The organism is Tropicimonas sp. (assembly GCF_047971885.1).
Classification (GTDB): Bacteria; Pseudomonadota; Alphaproteobacteria; order Rhodobacterales; family Rhodobacteraceae; genus Tropicimonas.
Genome location: NZ_JBKEAE010000198.1, coordinates 1 through 15,744, shown reverse-complemented (window position 1 = coordinate 15,744; position 15,744 = coordinate 1). Strand labels below are relative to the sequence as shown.

Sequence of the window (15,744 nt, the reverse complement as noted above, 5' to 3'; positions counted from 1 at the left end):
CCCTGACGGTCCAGTTCCGGCAGGCGGTCGAAGGTCAGCATATAGGTGATGACACCGGTCATCACCTCGGCGATGGGCGGGCAGCCGGGAACCTTGATGATCGGCTTGTCGGTGATGACCTTGTGGACGGGCGTCGCCTGCGTCGGGTTGGGCTTGGCGGCCTGCACGCAGCCGTAGGAGGCGCAGGCCCCCCACGCGATGATCGCCTTGGCGTCCTTTGCGGCATGGCGAAGCTGCTCGACGAAGGGCTTGCCGCCGACGATGCAGAACATCCCGTCCTCGTTCAGCGGCGGGTTGCCCTCGACGGCAAGGATATAGTTGCCCCGATACTTCTCGATCGTGTCTTCCAGCGCCGCCTCGGCCTGTTGCCCGGCCGCCGCCATCAGCGTGTCGTCGTAATCCAGCGAGATCATCGACAACACCACATCCTTGGCCAGCGGATGTGCGCTGCGGATGAAGCTTTCCGAACAGCAGGTGCATTCCAGCCCGTGAACCCAGATCACCGGCGTGCGCGGCTTGGTTTCCATCGCATGGGCGATCTTCGGCACAAAGGCGGGGCCGAGCCCCAGCGCACTGGCCGTCAGCGAGCAGTATTTCATGAAGCTGCGCCGGGTGATCCCCTGACGGCGCATGACCTCGTAGAAGGTTTCGATCTGGCTCAAGGCTGGTCCTCCCGTAGTATTCCCTTCGCCGGGTCCGGCGGGCGTTTCTTTCAGAAGACATGAATTGCGTCGGGATCGGGCAGGAATCGTGCGGTCCTGAGATTTTCTGAAAACCGATATAATTCAGATTGTTGTCCTGAATTTCGCACGCGTGGGGTGGCAGGTATCTTTCCGGCGATCCCCGCTGCCGCAAGACAACTTGCCGGAATGCCGGCGATGCGCTGTCAGTCCGGGTCCGGCCCGCGCGCGGCGGCAACCAGCGCCTGGCCCAGTGCCAGAGAGCCGTCGTTGGCCGGGGTCCGGCTGTGGATCAGCACCGGAATGCCGTCCAGGCACCTCACCATCTCGGCCAGCAGGCGGGCATTCTGAAAGCAACCGCCCGACAGGACCACGGCCCCTGCCACGCCGCTTTCGACCAGCGCCCTTGCGGGCCGGGCGAAGGCGCGGGCCAGAGCGGCATGGAAGCCGCCCGCGATCCGCGCGGACGGCTGGCCGGCGTCGATACCGACTTTCAGCGCCCGGAACATCGGCGCCGGGTCGATTTCCGCGCCTGCGCCAAAATCGAACCCATTATCCGCGTCGTCGCAGGCTAGGGCCTCCAGTCGCATGGCAGCCTCGCCCTCATAGCTCTGACGGTCGGGGCACAGGTCAAGGCAGGCGGCCACCGCATCGAACAATCGCCCGGCGCTGGAGGACATCGGCGCGTTGAGACCCCTTGCCGCCGCCTGACGCGCCAGCGCCAGCGGCTGGCGGGAAAACAGCCGGTCGGCCCAGTCCGGCAGCCCGGCCTGATCCAGCCGCACCAGCGCATTGCGCCAGGGTTCGGCCTGCGCCCTGTCGCCGCCGATCAGCGGGGCGGGTTTCAGCCATGCACGACGCTCGTATCCGGAATAGTCGCCCAGCAGCACCTCTCCACCCCAGACCGTACCGTCAGGCCCGAGACCGAGCCCGTCCAGCACGATCCCGGCAACGCGCCCGCCGTCACGCGGCCAGAGGTTCTCGCCAAGGCAGGCGGCCATATGGGCGTGGTGGTGCTGTACCGCCGCCACCGGCAGGCCCTTGTCGCGCGCATGGTGCGTGGCGCGAAAATCCGGGTGCAGATCGCAGGCAACCAGTTCGGGACGGTGATCGAACAGCGCCGTATAATCGGCATCGGCCTGAAGGAACGCCTCCCATGTCAGCGCCTCGTCCAGTTCGCCCAGATGATGCGACAGCAGCGCCTGACCGTTCTTCAGCAGGCAGATGGCCGATTTCATCTGGCCGCCATAGGCGGCGATCTGCGGTGCATCCCCGAACCCCTGCGGCAGGGGCAAGGTGCCGGGCACGCGGCCCCGTGCCCGGCGCAGTACCATCGGACCTTGCGGCGTGATCCGCTCGACACTGTCATCGAGCCGGCGGGCGATATCGCGATCGTGTTTCAGAAAAGCGTCGGCGAAGGCGGCAAGCTTGGCGTCGGCCTCGTCATTGCCGATCACCTGCGGCTCGCCCGACAGGTTGCCACTGGTCATCACCAGCGGGCCGCCGAACGCGTCCAGCAGCAGGTGATGCAGCGGCGTATAGGGCAGCATCCAGCCGAGGGTGGACTGACCGGGCGCAAGACCGTCGGGCAGCGGCGCGCCGGCCTTGCCCAGCAGCGTGATCGGCGCGGCCGGGTCGCCGAGCAGCGCGGTTTCCGCCTCGCTCGGCGCGGCATGGGCGCGGATCGTCTCCAGTTTCGCCATCAGCGCCAGCGGCTTCGCCGGGCGGCGCTTGCGCTGGCGCAACAGGGCGATCGCCGCCGGGTTGCGGGCATCACAGGCAAGGTGATAGCCGCCCAGCCCCTTGATGGCCAGCACCGCGCCCCGCGCGAGCGCCCGCGCGGCGCCGGCGATCGCGTCCGGGCCGTCGTGGCGCGCGCCACCCTGTTCCAGCCAGACCTGCGGGCCGCATTCCGCGCAGGCGACGGGCTGGGCATGAAAGCGCCGGTCCATCGGGTCGCCATATTCGGCGCGGCAGGCGTTGCACATCGGAAATGCCGCCATGGTGGTCCGGTCGCGGTCATAGGGCAGGCCCCGGATGATGGTGAAGCGCGGTCCGCAATGGGTGCAATTGGCGAAGGCATAGCCATGGCGGCGGTCCGCCGGATCGCGGATTTCCAACAGGCAGGCGTCGCAGGTCGCGGCATCCGGCGTGATCCGGGTTTCGGAGCCCGAGCCCTCCGATGCCGCGATGACGAAATCCGCGGGCGCACGGCGGAAATGATGGTTCCCGATCTCGATGGCGTCGATGCGCGAAAGCGGCGGCGCCCCGGCGCGGATCGCTGCCGCAAAAGCCTGCGCTTCGCCGCCGGTGGCGCGGATCAGTACGCCTTCGGGGTCGTTCAGGACCTCGCCGCGCAGGCCTTCGCGCCGGGCGAGTTGCCAGATAAACGGGCGGAACCCGACGCCCTGAACCTGTCCGCGTATCCTGATCGAAAAGCCGCGCATCAATGCACCGTGCAAACCATACAGGGATCGAAGCTGCGCACGATATGCTGCACCATGACGGGCGTGTCCTCGTCATCGCCCACCGGCGCGCCAACCAGCGCCGCCTCGACCGCGCCGGGGATGTCCGCGCTGTCGCGGGGCGAGAAATTCCACGTGGTCGGCGCGATGATCTGATAAGAGGCGATCAGCCCGTCCTCGATCCGCAGCCAGTGACCGAGCGCGCCGCGCGCCGCCTCGACCAATCCGGCGCCCTGACCGCTTTTCGGCAGGCCAAACGCCTCCATGAAGCGGCTTTCGGGTTCGATCCCGGCGACCAGTTCCTCGAGCGCGATCTGGGTCCGCGCCAGTTCCAGAAGCCGCCCGGCCACACGGGCCAGTACGCTGCCCGCTGGCGCAAGGGCCAGCGCCAGCGGATGGCCGTCGACGACCTGCCGGGCGAAAGCGCCGGTTTCCATCACCCGCCCCCCCAGCCGGGGCGCCTTGCACCAGCTATAGGCCGGGTCGCGCATCGCCTCGTCGGGCAGGGTCGCGCCAGTTGCGGGATGGGCGGTTTCGCCCTGCATCCAGGCATGGCCGAGATCCTCGGCGATCAGGCTTTCGTCCAGCGCCGACAGCCCGCCATCCTGCCAGACGCCACGCGCGAAAAGCGGGCCATCGCGGCCGGGATAGGCGCCGAAGGACAAATATCGGCCCGGCCCGGGACCGGCCGAGGCCAGATCGAGATCGGCGGCGATTTCCACAAACAGCCCCGCATCGCCACCGGGCCAGCGCATCAGCGCATCCACACCGGACAATGCCGCGAAATCCTCCAGCGGCGCACCGAACAGCGCCTCCTCCAGAAAGCGGCGAAAGGCGCGCAGGCTGGTCTGGATGCGCAGCAGGTCGCGGCGGGTCGGGGCGCGGGTGACGCCGCCGGGCTGGATCGCCAGCGTATGCGGCCATTTGCCTCCCAGCAGTCCGACGATATGCAGCAGGCTGGCGCGTGCCTCGATCGCGCGGCGCGCGGCCGTGCCCCCGATCGCGGTGAAGCGGCGCCGGACCCGGTCGTACCATACCCGTCCGCTGTAACAGGGGCGGGCGAAATCGGGCATGAAGAACAGGTGGAAATGGGTCAGGTGATCGGCCATGTTCTCGACCGCGTGCAGCAGTGCCGCAACCTTTTCGCCCGAAGGCGCCGGCCGGGTTCCGCCCGCCGCCGCCAGCGCGCGGGCCGCCGCCGCCGACTGGCTGATCGAACAGATGCCGCAGATGCGCGGCGTGATGGTCAGCGCGTCGCGCGGGTCCTTGCCCTGCAGGATGCGCTCGAAGCCGCGAAACAGCGGCGAGTTGGCATAGGCAGCGCTGACCCGGCCACCGGAAATCTCAAGGCGTATTTCAAGATCGCCTTCCACCCGGTTGAACGGTCCGACGATCAGCCTGCGCCGGTTCATCGGCGCGGTGTCCGCAGGGTTGGAGGAATGCGGATCCGGTCTGAAACGGCATTCTGGCCGATACGCCGGGGGGTTGCCGCCTTTGAAAGCGATGCCAGCGCCATGAACCACGCCTTCGGCATATCCGCCGGCAGGCCGACCGGTATGCCGCCGAATTTCGGTGTCCGGGTGAAGCTGTGTCCGGGTTCCTCGAACTCGGGGGCGGTACAGTTGATGCAGGGATATCCGGCGCGCGTGCAACTGCCTTCGCCGTTCCAGCTTCGGATGTTGCAATCGCCCACCGTCTGGGTGCCGACACAGCCCAGATGTTCCATCATGCAACCCATTTCAGACAGGTGGCTGGCACTGGCCTTGTATTCGTAGAACTCGTTTTTCGGACAGGCGTGATGGACCAGATGATCGGCGTAGAAGCGCGGCCGCCCGAACCCGTCCAGATCGGCCACCCCCAGCGTATTGCCGGCAAGCATCAGAAGCGTCTCGGTCACCCAGCCGGGATGGGTCGGGCAGCCGGCAACGTTGATGACCGGCAGGCCCGCACCCGAGGTGAACCCGGCCCCCAGAACACCGCCCTTCTGGGCGCCGTCGTATTGCAACCCCATGGCATCGCCGGGGTTTTCGCCTGCCGCCGTGATCCCCCCGTAGGTTGCGCAGGTGCCGACAGCCACGACATGGAGCGCGCGCGGTGCCAGCGCGCTCACCCAGTCCAGCATCGCGCGGCCGGTCCCCGACAGCATGTGATAGCGCCCGGTCCCGTTCGGCCCCGTCAGGATCGAACCCTCGACGCAGAGAATATCCAGCGGCAGATCACCCGCCTCGACCTGTTCCAGCATCCGCCGCACCGGCGTACCGGTCTCGACGCTCAGCGCCGGATGCCAGAGGAATTCCAGCCCGGCGCCATCCAGCAGATCCAGCAGGTTCGGATCTTCGGCGCAAAGCAGCGACATGGTACAGCCGCCGCATCCTGCCGATTGAAGCCAGAGGATATTCATGCGCCCTGAACCCCCGGCAGCGTCAGGCGGAAGGTCGCGCCCCGATCCGAGGGCAGCAGTTGCAACATGCCGCCATGTTCCACGGCGATCTTGTGCGAAATCGACAGACCCAGACCGGTACCCTGCCCCACCGGCTTGGTAGTGTAGAACGGATCGAATATTCGGGGCGCGGCATCCTCGGACACGCCCGGCCCGTTGTCCGAAACATCCAGATAGGCAAAACCCGGCTCGCGCACCGCCCGGATGCGCACCTCGGCATCGGGTTGGCCCTCGGTGGCATCGACGGCGTTCTGAACCAGATTCAGCAATACCTGCTGGATATGACCCGAACGCCCCATGACCGGGCAGGTCGTCTCGCCCTCGATCCGGATCGTAACGGCAGACTTGCAGCCGCGTTCGATCCAGCTTGCGGCGATGCGGGCTGTCTCGACCAGGTCGATGGTGGCGAATTCGCCCGACCCGTCCGAAGACAGGCGGCGCAGATCGGCAACGATATCGCGAACCCTCTCGGCGCCCTCGTGCGCACCGGAAATTGCGGTGCGCAGATTCCTCAGTTCACGGTCGAGCTTCAACTCGGAGCGAAGCGCAATCAGGTCCTCCCGGCTGGCTCCTGACTGGACGTGCTCGAAATAGGTTTCGAACCGGCCCAGATATTTTTCCAACGCATGAGTATTGGCATAGACAAAGCTGATGGGATTGTTGAGCTCGTGCGCGACCCCGGCAAGAAGCCGGCCCAGCGAGGCCAGCTTTTCGTTCCTGACCAACTGTCCCTGCGCCTGTTTCAGCGCATCGTGGCTGTCTGTCAGTTCCGAATACATGCGCCTGAGTTCGCCCAGCGGCCGCCCGGTCAATACCGCGCCGATACCCTTGCGGCGCCGGTCGAGCCGTGGCGCAATGTGGAATTCGATAGGCTCGGCATTTCCGGCGGGGGTCATGTTGAGTTCCAGTTCGCTGCCCTGCCCGAGGTTCGCCAGGGCAAGGGCCGCGTTCAGCCGCTCGCGCTCTTCCGCGTTCAGATAATCCGCCAGCATGCAGCCTTCGAGCCCGGATTTCTCGATGCCGGCAAATGCGGCGAACGAGGTGCTCGCCTCCTCGATGCGGCCGTTCCTGTCAACCGCGATCAGGTAATCGGTCATCGATTCCAGGATCGACCCCAGAAGCCGCCGCAGGCCAAGAAGTTCGGTGTTCCGCTGCTCAAGCTGGTCCTGATAGGCGACCAGTTCGGCATAGGTACGGTCGACGGCTTCCAGCACCTCGGCCCACGAACTGTCGTCCATCGCCGACGGCGGCACCCGGTTTCTCTCGGACATATGGCTGTGTGACTGGCCCATGTCGTCAGCGTAGGGCAGTTGCCATCGCAAGGGAACGCGGATTCGCGAAAGCGGCCGGACCGGTCATTTCCGTTCCGCCTGAACGGCTTCTGTCGGCATGGCCGGGAAAATGGTGTCCCTCATCAGGGAAATCTCGGCCTTGATCCGCGCGGCGCTGGCAGACAGCGGCGTATCCTCGGGATGCAGGAGGAACCACTGCCGGACGATCGGCAGACCCTCGGCCTCCAGCCGGACGATCCGCCGGTTTCGCAACTCCTCGGTCACCGTGTGTTCCGAGATCATCGCGATGCCCAGCCCGGCCATCACCGCCTGCTTGATGGTCTCGTTGCTGTCCATGTCGATGGTTTCCGTGCAGCGGTCGCCGCCGATCCGGTCGAGAAACCGGTTGGCGAGGATCCGGGTGCCGGACCCTTCCTCGCGCATGATGAAGGTTTCACCAAGAAGGGCGGCAAGAGGCACCTTTCCGATGCCGGCCAGCGGATGATCGGGTGCGGCGATGATGACGTGCGGATGTGGCGCGATGGCCAGCGCGGTCACCAGCGGTTCGCGCGGCGGACGGCCCATGATCGCCAGATGCAGGCTGCGACGCTGCAGCATCCCGATGATCGCCTGCCGGTTTCCGACCGAAAGGTTGATGACGATGCCGGGGTGAAGCCTGCGCAATCGGGCGACGATTCGGGGTGCGAAGTACTTTCCTGTCGACACGACACCTATGTGAACCCGGCCCTCGTGTCCGCTGCGCAGCGCCGCGATATCGCGCAGCGCACGATCCAGCTCTCCGTCAATGCGGGCGGCGGCATCGTATAGCAACTGGCCGGCATCGGTCGGGGTCATGGCTTCGCCGCGCGGCCGTGTCAGCAACGGTATATCCAGAAAGTCTTCCAGTATTTTCAACTGGGTATGAACCGCGGGCGTGGTCAGATTGAGCCGCCCGGCGGCATGGGTAATGGCGCCGGTCTCGACCACGGCTACCAGAGCGCGAAGCTGTCTGAGACTGAGTCTTTGCTTGGGCATGATTAAAAAATCATAAATCATAGTTTGATAGAATTAAATTTTAAAAAATTACACCACGTGAAAGCTCTCCTCAGGCGCAAGACGTTCGTGATGCGGGAGGGGCAGATGACAAACGCGGCAACACCAATCGATCCCGATGACATCCCGGAGGATTGCCGCGCCGTCGTCACGGCGATCTGCGAGGTTGGACGCCGTCTGTCACGGTTGATCGCCCGCGGTGCCATGGGGCAGGATCTGGGTGTGCAGGTGGGCCGGAACAGCGGTGGCGATGGCCAGAAGGCGCTGGATGTCATGGCCGACGAGGCCTTCGCCGCTGCCGCGCGTGGCGCGGGTGTCCGTTATTATGGCTCCGAGGAGCGCGAGACCGTCACCGAACTGGACGAAACCGGGACGCTCGCGCTGGCCATCGATCCGCTCGACGGGTCGTCGAATATCGACGTGAATGTGTCGATCGGCACGATCTTCTCGATCTACCCCGCCGCAGCAGACGGAATGACGAGCCTGCTGCGCAAGGCCTCCGAGCAGATTGCTGCGGGCTACATCATCTACGGGCCGCAGACATCGCTGGTGATAACCTTCGGCGCGGGCACGCGGCTATATACGCTCGACCCCGAAAGCCAGCGTTTCATGCTGATTTCCGCACGCTTGCGTATACCGGACAAGTCGCCGGAATATGCGATCAACGCCTCGAACTATCGTCACTGGTCCGCGCCGGTGCGTGCCTATATCGACGATTGCCTGGCGGGCGAGGACGGTCCGCATTCGCGCAACTACAACATGCGCTGGATTGCCTCGCTGGTGGCCGAAACGCACCGGATCCTGATACGCGGCGGATTGTTTCTGTACCCGGCGGATGCGCGGCCGGGTTATCAGCGCGGTCGTTTGCGGATGGTCTACGAAAGCGCCCCCATCGCAATGCTGATCGAACAGGCGGGCGGCGGCGCGACGGATGGCCATACGTCGATTCTCGATCAGTCCGCCCGCGGGCTGCACGATCGCACACCGCTGGTTTTCGGTTCGAAGGAAAAGGTTGATCGCGTCACAGCCTACCACGACCTGCCACCGGCGGAAGCTTCGGCACTGTTTGGCCAGCGCGGCCTTTTCCGGGCATGAGGAAAAAAGATGAGCAAGAAACATCCGGTCATTTCCGTCACAGGTTCCTCGGGTGCGGGCACGACCACTGTCAAGAGCACGTTTGACCAGATCTTCCGTCGTGAAGGCGTCAACGCCATATCCATCGAGGGTGACGCCTTCCATCGCTTCGACCGCGCGGCGATGACGGCCGAACTCGAATCCCGCAAGGCGGCCGGAGACGAGACCTTCAGCCATTTCTCTTACGAGGCCAACTATCTGGGAAGGCTGCAAGAGGTCTTCCGCATCTATGGCGAGACCGGCACCGGAGAGACCCGGCACTACATTCACAACGATGCCGAGGCCGAACGTCATGGCGCCGCGCCCGGCACCTTCACCGACTGGGCACCGTTCGAAAGCGGCTCCGACCTGCTGTTCTACGAAGGGCTGCACGGGGCGGTGGTCAGTGACGACGCAAATGTGGCGAAATACGCCGATCTCAAGATCGGGGTAGTGCCGGTAATCAATCTGGAGTGGATCCAGAAAATCCATCGCGACAAGGTCAGCCGGGGCTATTCGACGGAGGCGGTAACCGACGTAATCCTGCGCCGGATGCACGCTTACGTGCATTGCATTTGCCCGCAATTCACCGAAACCGACGTGAATTTCCAGCGGGTGCCGGTTGTCGATACCTCGAACCCTTTCGTCGCCCGCTGGATTCCCACCGCCGACGAAAGCCTGGTGGTGATCCGGTTCAGGAATCCGCGCGGGATCGATTTTCCCTACCTGATCTCGATGATCCACGACAGCTGGATGTCCCGCGCCAATTCCATCGTGATTCCGGGCGGCAGACTCGATCTGGCGATGCAACTCATCTTCACGCCGATGATCCATCGCCTGGTGGATGAAAGCCGGCGGGTCTGACGAAGGAGAATCCGATGCACCAGATCTGTCACGAGGCCACCCCGGCCGAAACCCGCATGGCAAGTGCGGTCCGCGCGCTGACGATGGATGCGGTCGAAGCGGCGCAATCGGGCCATCCCGGCATGCCGATGGGCATGGCGGATGTGGCGACGGTGCTGTTCAGGCGCTTCATCCGGCTCGACCCGAAGGAACCGGAATGGGCCGACCGCGATCGCTTCATCCTGTCGGCGGGACATGGCTCGATGCTGGTTTACGCGGTCCATCATCTGCTGGGCTATGCGGATATGGGCATGGACCAGATCCGTGCATTCCGCAAGATGGGCAGCCGGACCGCCGGGCATCCCGAATACGGACATGCCCTGGGAATCGAGACCACGACCGGCCCGCTGGGACAGGGTATCGCGACCGCTGTCGGCATGGCGCTGGCGGAACGGATGATGAATGCCCGGTTCGGCGACGATCTGGTGAGCCATTACACATATGTCATCGCCGGAGACGGATGCCTGATGGAGGGTATCAGCCAGGAGGCGGTCGACATGGCAGGCCATCTGCGGCTGGGCCGGCTGATCGTACTGTGGGACAATAACGGAATCACCATCGACGGCGGCACCGATCTGTCCACCTCGACCGATCAGGGCGCGCGTTTCGCCGCCAGCAACTGGCATGTGCTGCATGTCGATGGCCACAATGCCGAGGAAATCGCAACTGCCATCGCCACCGCCCGCGACGATCCGCGCCCCAGCCTGATCGCCTGCCGCACGGTGATCGGCTTCGGCGCGCCGGGCAAACAGGGCAGCCATGACGTTCACGGCGCGCCGCTTGGCACAGTCGAGATCGCCGCCGCCCGCAAGGCCCTTGGCTGGCCGCACGCGCCCTTCGAGGTGCCGGACCAGGTATATGCCGACTGGCAGGCCATCGCGGCACGCGGCGCTGCGGCAAGGGCCGACTGGCGGGAGCGTCTGGCCGGATCGCCCCTGCGCGAGCGGTTCCACGCCGCGCTGGCCGCGCCCGATCACGCGGCGCTGGAGACGGCAATCGTTGCGTTCAAGCGGGAACTGTCCCGCGACGCACCGACGGTCGCCACCCGCAAGGCCAGCGAAATGGCGCTGGCGGTGGTGAACGCGACCCTGCCGGAGATGGTCGGGGGCTCGGCCGATCTGACCGGCTCGAACAACACCAGGACCATGGGGATGGGCGCGGTCGGCCCCGGCGATTACGGCGGGCGCTATGTCCATTATGGCATTCGCGAACATGGCATGGCGGCGGCGATGAACGGGATGGCGCTGCATGGGGGCTTCCGCCCCTATGGCGGCACCTTCCTGGCCTTTTGCGACTATGCGCGCGGCGCGATCCGGCTGTCGGCGCTGATGGGGCTGCCGGTCACCTATGTGTTGACCCATGACAGCATCGGGCTGGGCGAGGATGGCCCGACACATCAACCGGTCGAACAGCTCGCCTCGCTTCGGGCGATGCCAAACCTGAATGTCATCCGCCCGGCCGACGCGGTCGAGACCGCCGAAGCCTGGGCGCTGGCCGCGGCGGCGGTGCGGACCCCAACGGCGCTGATCCTCTCGCGCCAGGGGCTGCCGACGCTTCGCCGCCGGCACGTGGCCGAAAACCTGACCGCGCGCGGCGCCTATGTCCTGTCCGAGCCCGAGGACGGGCGCGATGTGACGCTTATCGCCAGCGGATCAGAGGTGCAGACCGCAGCGACAGCGGCACAGATCCTTGCCCGGCAGGGGGTGCGCGCCGCCGTGGTTTCGGTGCCCTGTTTCGAGATGTTCGCGATCCAGCCACCCGATTACCGGATCCGGGTGCGCGGGACTGCCCCGAGAGTGGGGATCGAGGCGGCGGTCCGTCACGGCTGGGAACTTCTGCTGGAACGGGGAGATATCTTTGTCGGGATGACCGGCTTCGGCGCCTCCGCTCCTGCCGCGGATCTTTATCGCCGGTTCGGCATCACGCCCGAGGCGGTGGCGGGCGCAGCAATCAGATCCGTCCGTCGGAATCCGGTCGCCGGGCAGGTCGGCAGCGCGGCGCTGCCGTGAGGAAGAAACGCCGCGTCAATCGCGAATGGAGAAGATGCGGCCCGGGGAGGGGCTGACATGACACTGATCACACTGAGACAATTGCTGGATCACGCCGCCGAACACGGCTATGGCGTGCCCGCCTTCAACATCAACAACATGGAGCAGGGGCTGGCCATCGTGAAGGCTGCCGCCGCCGTCGATGCGCCGGTGATCCTTCAGGCCAGCCGGGGCGCACGCAGCTATGCCGGCGATATCATGCTGCGCCGCATGGTCGAGGCGCTGGCCGAGATGAACCCCGCAATTCCGATCTGTCTGCATCAGGACCACGGCAACAACATGGCGACCTGCATGTCGGCGATCCGGCACGGCTTCACCAGCGTGATGATGGATGGCTCGCTGCACGAGGACATGAAAACGCCCGCCGATTACGATTACAACGTCGCGACGACCGCCAGGGTGAGCGAGGCCGCGCATGGCGTCGGCGCCTCGGTCGAGGGCGAACTGGGTGTGCTGGGATCGCTGGAAACCGGCGAGGCGGCAGCCGAGGACGGCTCGGGCGCCGAGGGCAGGCTGGATCACAGCCAGTTGCTGACCGACCCCGATCAGGCGGTCGATTTCGTCGCCCGGACGAAATGCGACGCGCTGGCCATCGCCTGCGGCACCAGCCACGGTGCCTACAAGTTCACCCGCAAGCCGGATGGCGACATTCTGGCCATGCATGTGATCGAGGCGATCCACGAGCGCCTGCCCGGCACGCACCTGGTGATGCACGGCTCCAGCAGCGTGCCGCAGCACCTGCAGGATCTGATCAACCGATCGGGCGGGGCGATGCCGCAGACCTGGGGCGTCCCGGTCGAGGAGATCGAGCGCGGCATCCGCCACGGTGTGCGCAAGGTGAATATCGACACCGATTGCCGCATGGCGATGACCGGCCAGTTCCGCCGCATCGCCCGCGACCGGCCGGAGGAATTCGATCCGCGCAAGTTCCTTATTCCGGCGATGGAGGAACTGGAGAGCCTGTGCCGTGACCGGTTCGAACGCTTCGGCACGGCGGGACACGCCGGCAGGATCAGGGTCATCGCGATGGACGAGATGGCCAGACGATATGCGTCGGGGGCGCTGGACCCGGCCATCACCGGCGCGAAAGCCGCATGAGAGGAGGGAGGAACATGAACGAGATGTCAAAGACCGAAATCACCGACAAGAAAAAGCGCTATGCCGCGGGCGTGCTGAAATACGCGCAGATGGGCTATTGGGACGGCGATTACCAACCCCGCGATACCGACGTGCTGGCCCTGTTCCGCATCACCCCGCAGGAGGGTGTGGACCCGATCGAGGCGGCGGCGGCAGTGGCGGGCGAAAGCTCGACCGCGACCTGGACCGTGGTCTGGACCGACCGGCTGACGGCGGCGGATCAGTACCGCGCCAGGGCCTACAGGGTCGAGCCGGTGCCGGGGCAGCAGGGGCAGTATTTCGCCTGGGTCGCCTATGACCTGATCCTGTTCGAGGAAGGCTCGATCGCCAATGTCACCGCCTCGATCATCGGCAATGTCTTCAGCTTCAAGCCGCTGAAGGCCGCCCGGCTGGAGGACATGCGCTTTCCCGTCGCCTACATGAAGACCTTTGCCGGCCCCCCCACCGGCATCGTGGTCGAGCGCGAGCGGCTGGACAAGTTCGGCCGCCCCCTTCTGGGCGCGACGACCAAGCCGAAGCTGGGCCTCTCGGGCAAGAACTACGGCCGCGTCGTCTACGAGGGGCTGAAGGGCGGGCTCGATTTCATGAAGGATGACGAGAACATCAACAGCCAGCCGTTCATGCATTGGCGCGACCGGTTCCTGTACTGCATGGAGGCGGTGAACAAGGCCACGGCGGCCACCGGCGAGGTCAAGGGCCATTACCTGAACGTCACCGCCGGTACGATGGAAGAAATGTACCGCCGGGCGGATTTCGCCAGGGAACTGGGCTCCTGCATCGTCATGGTCGATCTGATCGTCGGCTGGACGGCGATTCAGTCGATGTCGAACTGGTGCCGCCAGAACGACATGATCCTGCACATGCACCGCGCCGGTCACGGCACCTACACCCGCCAGAAGAACCACGGCATCAGCTTCCGTGTGATCGCCAAATGGCTGCGCATGGCCGGGGTCGATCACCTGCATTGCGGCACCGCCGTCGGCAAACTGGAAGGCGATCCGCTGACGGTTCAGGGCTTCTACAATATCTGCCGCGAGATCAGGAACGAGGTCGATCTGCCACGCGGCATCTTCTTCGAACAGGACTGGGGCGATCTGAGAAAGGTCATGCCGGTCGCCTCGGGCGGCATCCACGCCGGGCAGATGCACCAGCTTATCGATCTGTTCGGCGACGATGTGGTGTTGCAGTTCGGCGGCGGCACCATCGGCCATCCGATGGGCATCCAGGCCGGCGCAACCGCGAACCGGGTGGCGCTGGAGGCGATGGTGCTGGCCCGGAACGAGGGCGTTAACATCGCCACCGACGGCCCCGAGGTGCTGCGCCGCGCCGCCAGATGGTGCAAGCCGCTGGACGCCGCGCTCGAGACCTGGGGCAACGTCACCTTCAATTATACCTCGACCGACACCTCGGACTTCGTGCCGACGGCTTCGGTCAGCTAAGGGAGCGAAACATGCGTATTACCCAGGGCTGCTTTTCCTTCCTGCCCGATCTGGACGACAACCAGATCACCGCGCAGGTCGAATATATCCTGTCGAGGGAATGGGCCGTCGGAATCGAGTTCACCGACGAGCCGCACCCGCGCAACACCTATTGGGAAATGTGGGGCAATCCGATGTTCGACCTGAAGGACGCCAAAGGCGTGATGATGGCGCTCGAGGATTGTCGCAAGGCATTTGGCGACAGCTACATCCGCATCAACGCCTTCGACAACCGTCGCGGTGGCGAAACTGTGATGATGTCCTTCATCGTCAACCGCCCGCCGACCGAGCCTTCGTTCCGCTGCTGGCGGCAGGAGGTCGATGGGCGCTCGATCCGCTACACGCACGAGCTGGTCGGCTGAATGCCGGAAAGGGGGCTTCGCGCCCCCTGACCCCGGCGGGACAAACGAGTCAGGATGAAAGGCGGCCCCATGGAGGATGGGACAGAAACGGCCCTGCCCGCAACGGTGAACCTGCGGAACGAGTACGAACGCTCGGGCGTGCGCGCGGGGCTGGACGAACTGGATACCGAACTGATCGGGCTGGCGCCGGTGAAGCGGCGCATCCGCGAGATCGCGGCCCTGCTGCTGGTCGACCGGGCGCGGCGCGAGGTGGGGCTGGCCAACGAGACACCGACCCTGCACATGTCCTTTTCCGGCAATCCCGGCACCGGCAAAACCACCGTGGCGCTGAAGATGGCGGGCCTGCTGCACCGGCTGGGCTATGTCCGCAAGGGGCATCTGGTCAGTGTCACCCGCGACGATCTGGTCGGCCAGTATATCGGCCATACCGCACCCAAGACGAAAGAGGTGTTGAAAAAGGCCATGGGCGGGGTGCTGTTCATCGACGAGGCCTATTACCTCTACAAGCCCGACAACGAACGCGATTACGGGCAGGAGGCTATCGAGATCCTGCTGCAGGTGATGGAAAACAACCGCGACGATCTGGTGATCGTCATGGCCGGCTACGCCGACCGTATGGACCGGTTCTTCAGTGCCAATCCCGGCTTCCGGTCGCGCATCGCCCATCACATCGAGTTTCCCGACTATACCGACGCCGAACTTGGGCGGATATCGGCCTCGATGCTTGGATTGCTGGGCTATCGTTTCGATACGCCCGGGCGTGCGGCGATGGACGCCTATATCCGGTTGCGCCG

The 15,744-nt window shown here is 65.3% G+C and carries 13 protein-coding genes; 7 read left to right on the top strand and 6 right to left on the bottom strand.

Annotation, left to right across the window (positions count from 1 at the left end):
• From ACK5IR_RS16485 to ACK5IR_RS16460, 6 genes are all read right to left on the bottom strand, one after another.
• Positions 1 to 662: hydrogenase small subunit (locus ACK5IR_RS16485; RefSeq protein ID WP_416930426.1), on the bottom strand; the 662-nt coding region annotated here is incomplete at its 3' end.
• 224 nt (positions 663 to 886) lie between these two features.
• Positions 887 to 3,127 (bottom strand): carbamoyltransferase HypF, encoded by a 2,241-nt coding sequence (gene hypF, locus ACK5IR_RS16480; protein WP_416930424.1) that lies wholly within the window; start codon positions 3,125 to 3,127, stop codon positions 887 to 889.
• A complete protein-coding gene (locus tag ACK5IR_RS16475) occupies positions 3,127 to 4,557 on the bottom strand; it encodes a nickel-dependent hydrogenase large subunit (RefSeq protein WP_416930422.1) in 1,431 nt (476 codons plus the stop codon). The genes hypF and ACK5IR_RS16475 overlap by 1 nt, the downstream gene beginning before the upstream one ends.
• Complete coding sequence (locus ACK5IR_RS16470; RefSeq protein WP_416930420.1) at positions 4,554 to 5,546, bottom strand: HupU protein; 993 nt, start codon at positions 5,544 to 5,546, stop codon at positions 4,554 to 4,556. The genes ACK5IR_RS16475 and ACK5IR_RS16470 overlap by 4 nt, the downstream gene beginning before the upstream one ends.
• Complete coding sequence (locus tag ACK5IR_RS16465; protein WP_416930418.1) at positions 5,543 to 6,856, bottom strand: sensor histidine kinase; 1,314 nt, start codon at positions 6,854 to 6,856, stop codon at positions 5,543 to 5,545. Before ACK5IR_RS16465 ends, ACK5IR_RS16470 begins: the two co-directional genes overlap by 4 nt.
• 84 nt (positions 6,857 to 6,940) lie before the next feature.
• The gene (locus tag ACK5IR_RS16460) at positions 6,941 to 7,891 is read right to left on the bottom strand and encodes a LysR family transcriptional regulator (protein WP_416930416.1); all 951 of its coding nucleotides are present in this window, start codon (positions 7,889 to 7,891) and stop codon (positions 6,941 to 6,943) included.
• Positions 7,892 to 7,996: 105 nt separating this feature from the next.
• Here ACK5IR_RS16460 and ACK5IR_RS16455 point away from each other — a divergent pair, with 105 nt between their 5' ends.
• From ACK5IR_RS16455 to ACK5IR_RS16425, 7 genes are all read left to right on the top strand, one after another.
• Positions 7,997 to 9,004: a class 1 fructose-bisphosphatase gene (locus ACK5IR_RS16455; protein ID WP_416930414.1), complete on the top strand. Its 1,008-nt coding sequence runs from the start codon at positions 7,997 to 7,999 to the stop codon at positions 9,002 to 9,004.
• Positions 9,005 to 9,013: 9 nt separating this feature from the next.
• Positions 9,014 to 9,886, top strand: a complete 873-nt coding sequence (locus ACK5IR_RS16450) for a phosphoribulokinase (RefSeq protein ID WP_416930412.1) — start codon at positions 9,014 to 9,016, stop codon at positions 9,884 to 9,886.
• A gap of 14 nt (positions 9,887 to 9,900) precedes the next feature.
• The gene (gene tkt / locus ACK5IR_RS16445; protein ID WP_416930409.1) at positions 9,901 to 11,934 is read left to right on the top strand and encodes a transketolase; all 2,034 of its coding nucleotides are present in this window, start codon (positions 9,901 to 9,903) and stop codon (positions 11,932 to 11,934) included.
• A 57-nt stretch (positions 11,935 to 11,991) separates the two neighbouring features.
• Positions 11,992 to 13,071 carry a class II fructose-bisphosphate aldolase gene (fba, locus tag ACK5IR_RS16440; protein ID WP_416930407.1) on the top strand — a complete coding sequence of 360 codons (1,080 nt, stop codon included), beginning with the start codon at positions 11,992 to 11,994 and terminating at the stop codon, positions 13,069 to 13,071.
• 23 nt (positions 13,072 to 13,094) lie between these two features.
• On the top strand, positions 13,095 to 14,549 hold the full coding sequence (locus ACK5IR_RS16435; RefSeq protein WP_416930428.1) for a form I ribulose bisphosphate carboxylase large subunit: 1,455 nt from the start codon (positions 13,095 to 13,097) through the stop codon (positions 14,547 to 14,549).
• Positions 14,550 to 14,560: 11 nt separating this feature from the next.
• A complete protein-coding gene (locus ACK5IR_RS16430; RefSeq protein ID WP_416930405.1) occupies positions 14,561 to 14,950 on the top strand; it encodes a ribulose bisphosphate carboxylase small subunit in 390 nt (129 codons plus the stop codon).
• Between the two features lie 69 nt (positions 14,951 to 15,019).
• The coding region (locus ACK5IR_RS16425; RefSeq protein ID WP_416930403.1) for an AAA family ATPase at positions 15,020 to 15,744 on the top strand (725 nt) is incomplete at its 3' end.

Excerpts from the sequence above, each read along its gene's own strand:
- hypF (WP_416930424.1), bottom strand. The coding sequence starts at position 3,127 with ATGCGCGGCTTTTCGATCAGGATACGCGGACAGGTTCAGGGCGTCGGG.
- ACK5IR_RS16475 (WP_416930422.1), bottom strand. The coding sequence starts at position 4,557 with ATGAACCGGCGCAGGCTGATCGTCGGACCGTTCAACCGGGTGGAAGGC.
- ACK5IR_RS16470 (WP_416930420.1), bottom strand. The coding sequence starts at position 5,546 with ATGAATATCCTCTGGCTTCAATCGGCAGGATGCGGCGGCTGTACCATG.
- ACK5IR_RS16465 (WP_416930418.1), bottom strand. The coding sequence starts at position 6,856 with ATGTCCGAGAGAAACCGGGTGCCGCCGTCGGCGATGGACGACAGTTCG.
- ACK5IR_RS16460 (WP_416930416.1), bottom strand. The coding sequence starts at position 7,891 with ATGCCCAAGCAAAGACTCAGTCTCAGACAGCTTCGCGCTCTGGTAGCC.
- ACK5IR_RS16455 (WP_416930414.1), top strand. The coding sequence starts at position 7,997 with ATGACAAACGCGGCAACACCAATCGATCCCGATGACATCCCGGAGGAT.
- ACK5IR_RS16450 (WP_416930412.1), top strand. The coding sequence starts at position 9,014 with ATGAGCAAGAAACATCCGGTCATTTCCGTCACAGGTTCCTCGGGTGCG.
- tkt (WP_416930409.1), top strand. The coding sequence starts at position 9,901 with ATGCACCAGATCTGTCACGAGGCCACCCCGGCCGAAACCCGCATGGCA.
- fba (WP_416930407.1), top strand. The coding sequence starts at position 11,992 with ATGACACTGATCACACTGAGACAATTGCTGGATCACGCCGCCGAACAC.
- ACK5IR_RS16435 (WP_416930428.1), top strand. The coding sequence starts at position 13,095 with ATGTCAAAGACCGAAATCACCGACAAGAAAAAGCGCTATGCCGCGGGC.
- ACK5IR_RS16430 (WP_416930405.1), top strand. The coding sequence starts at position 14,561 with ATGCGTATTACCCAGGGCTGCTTTTCCTTCCTGCCCGATCTGGACGAC.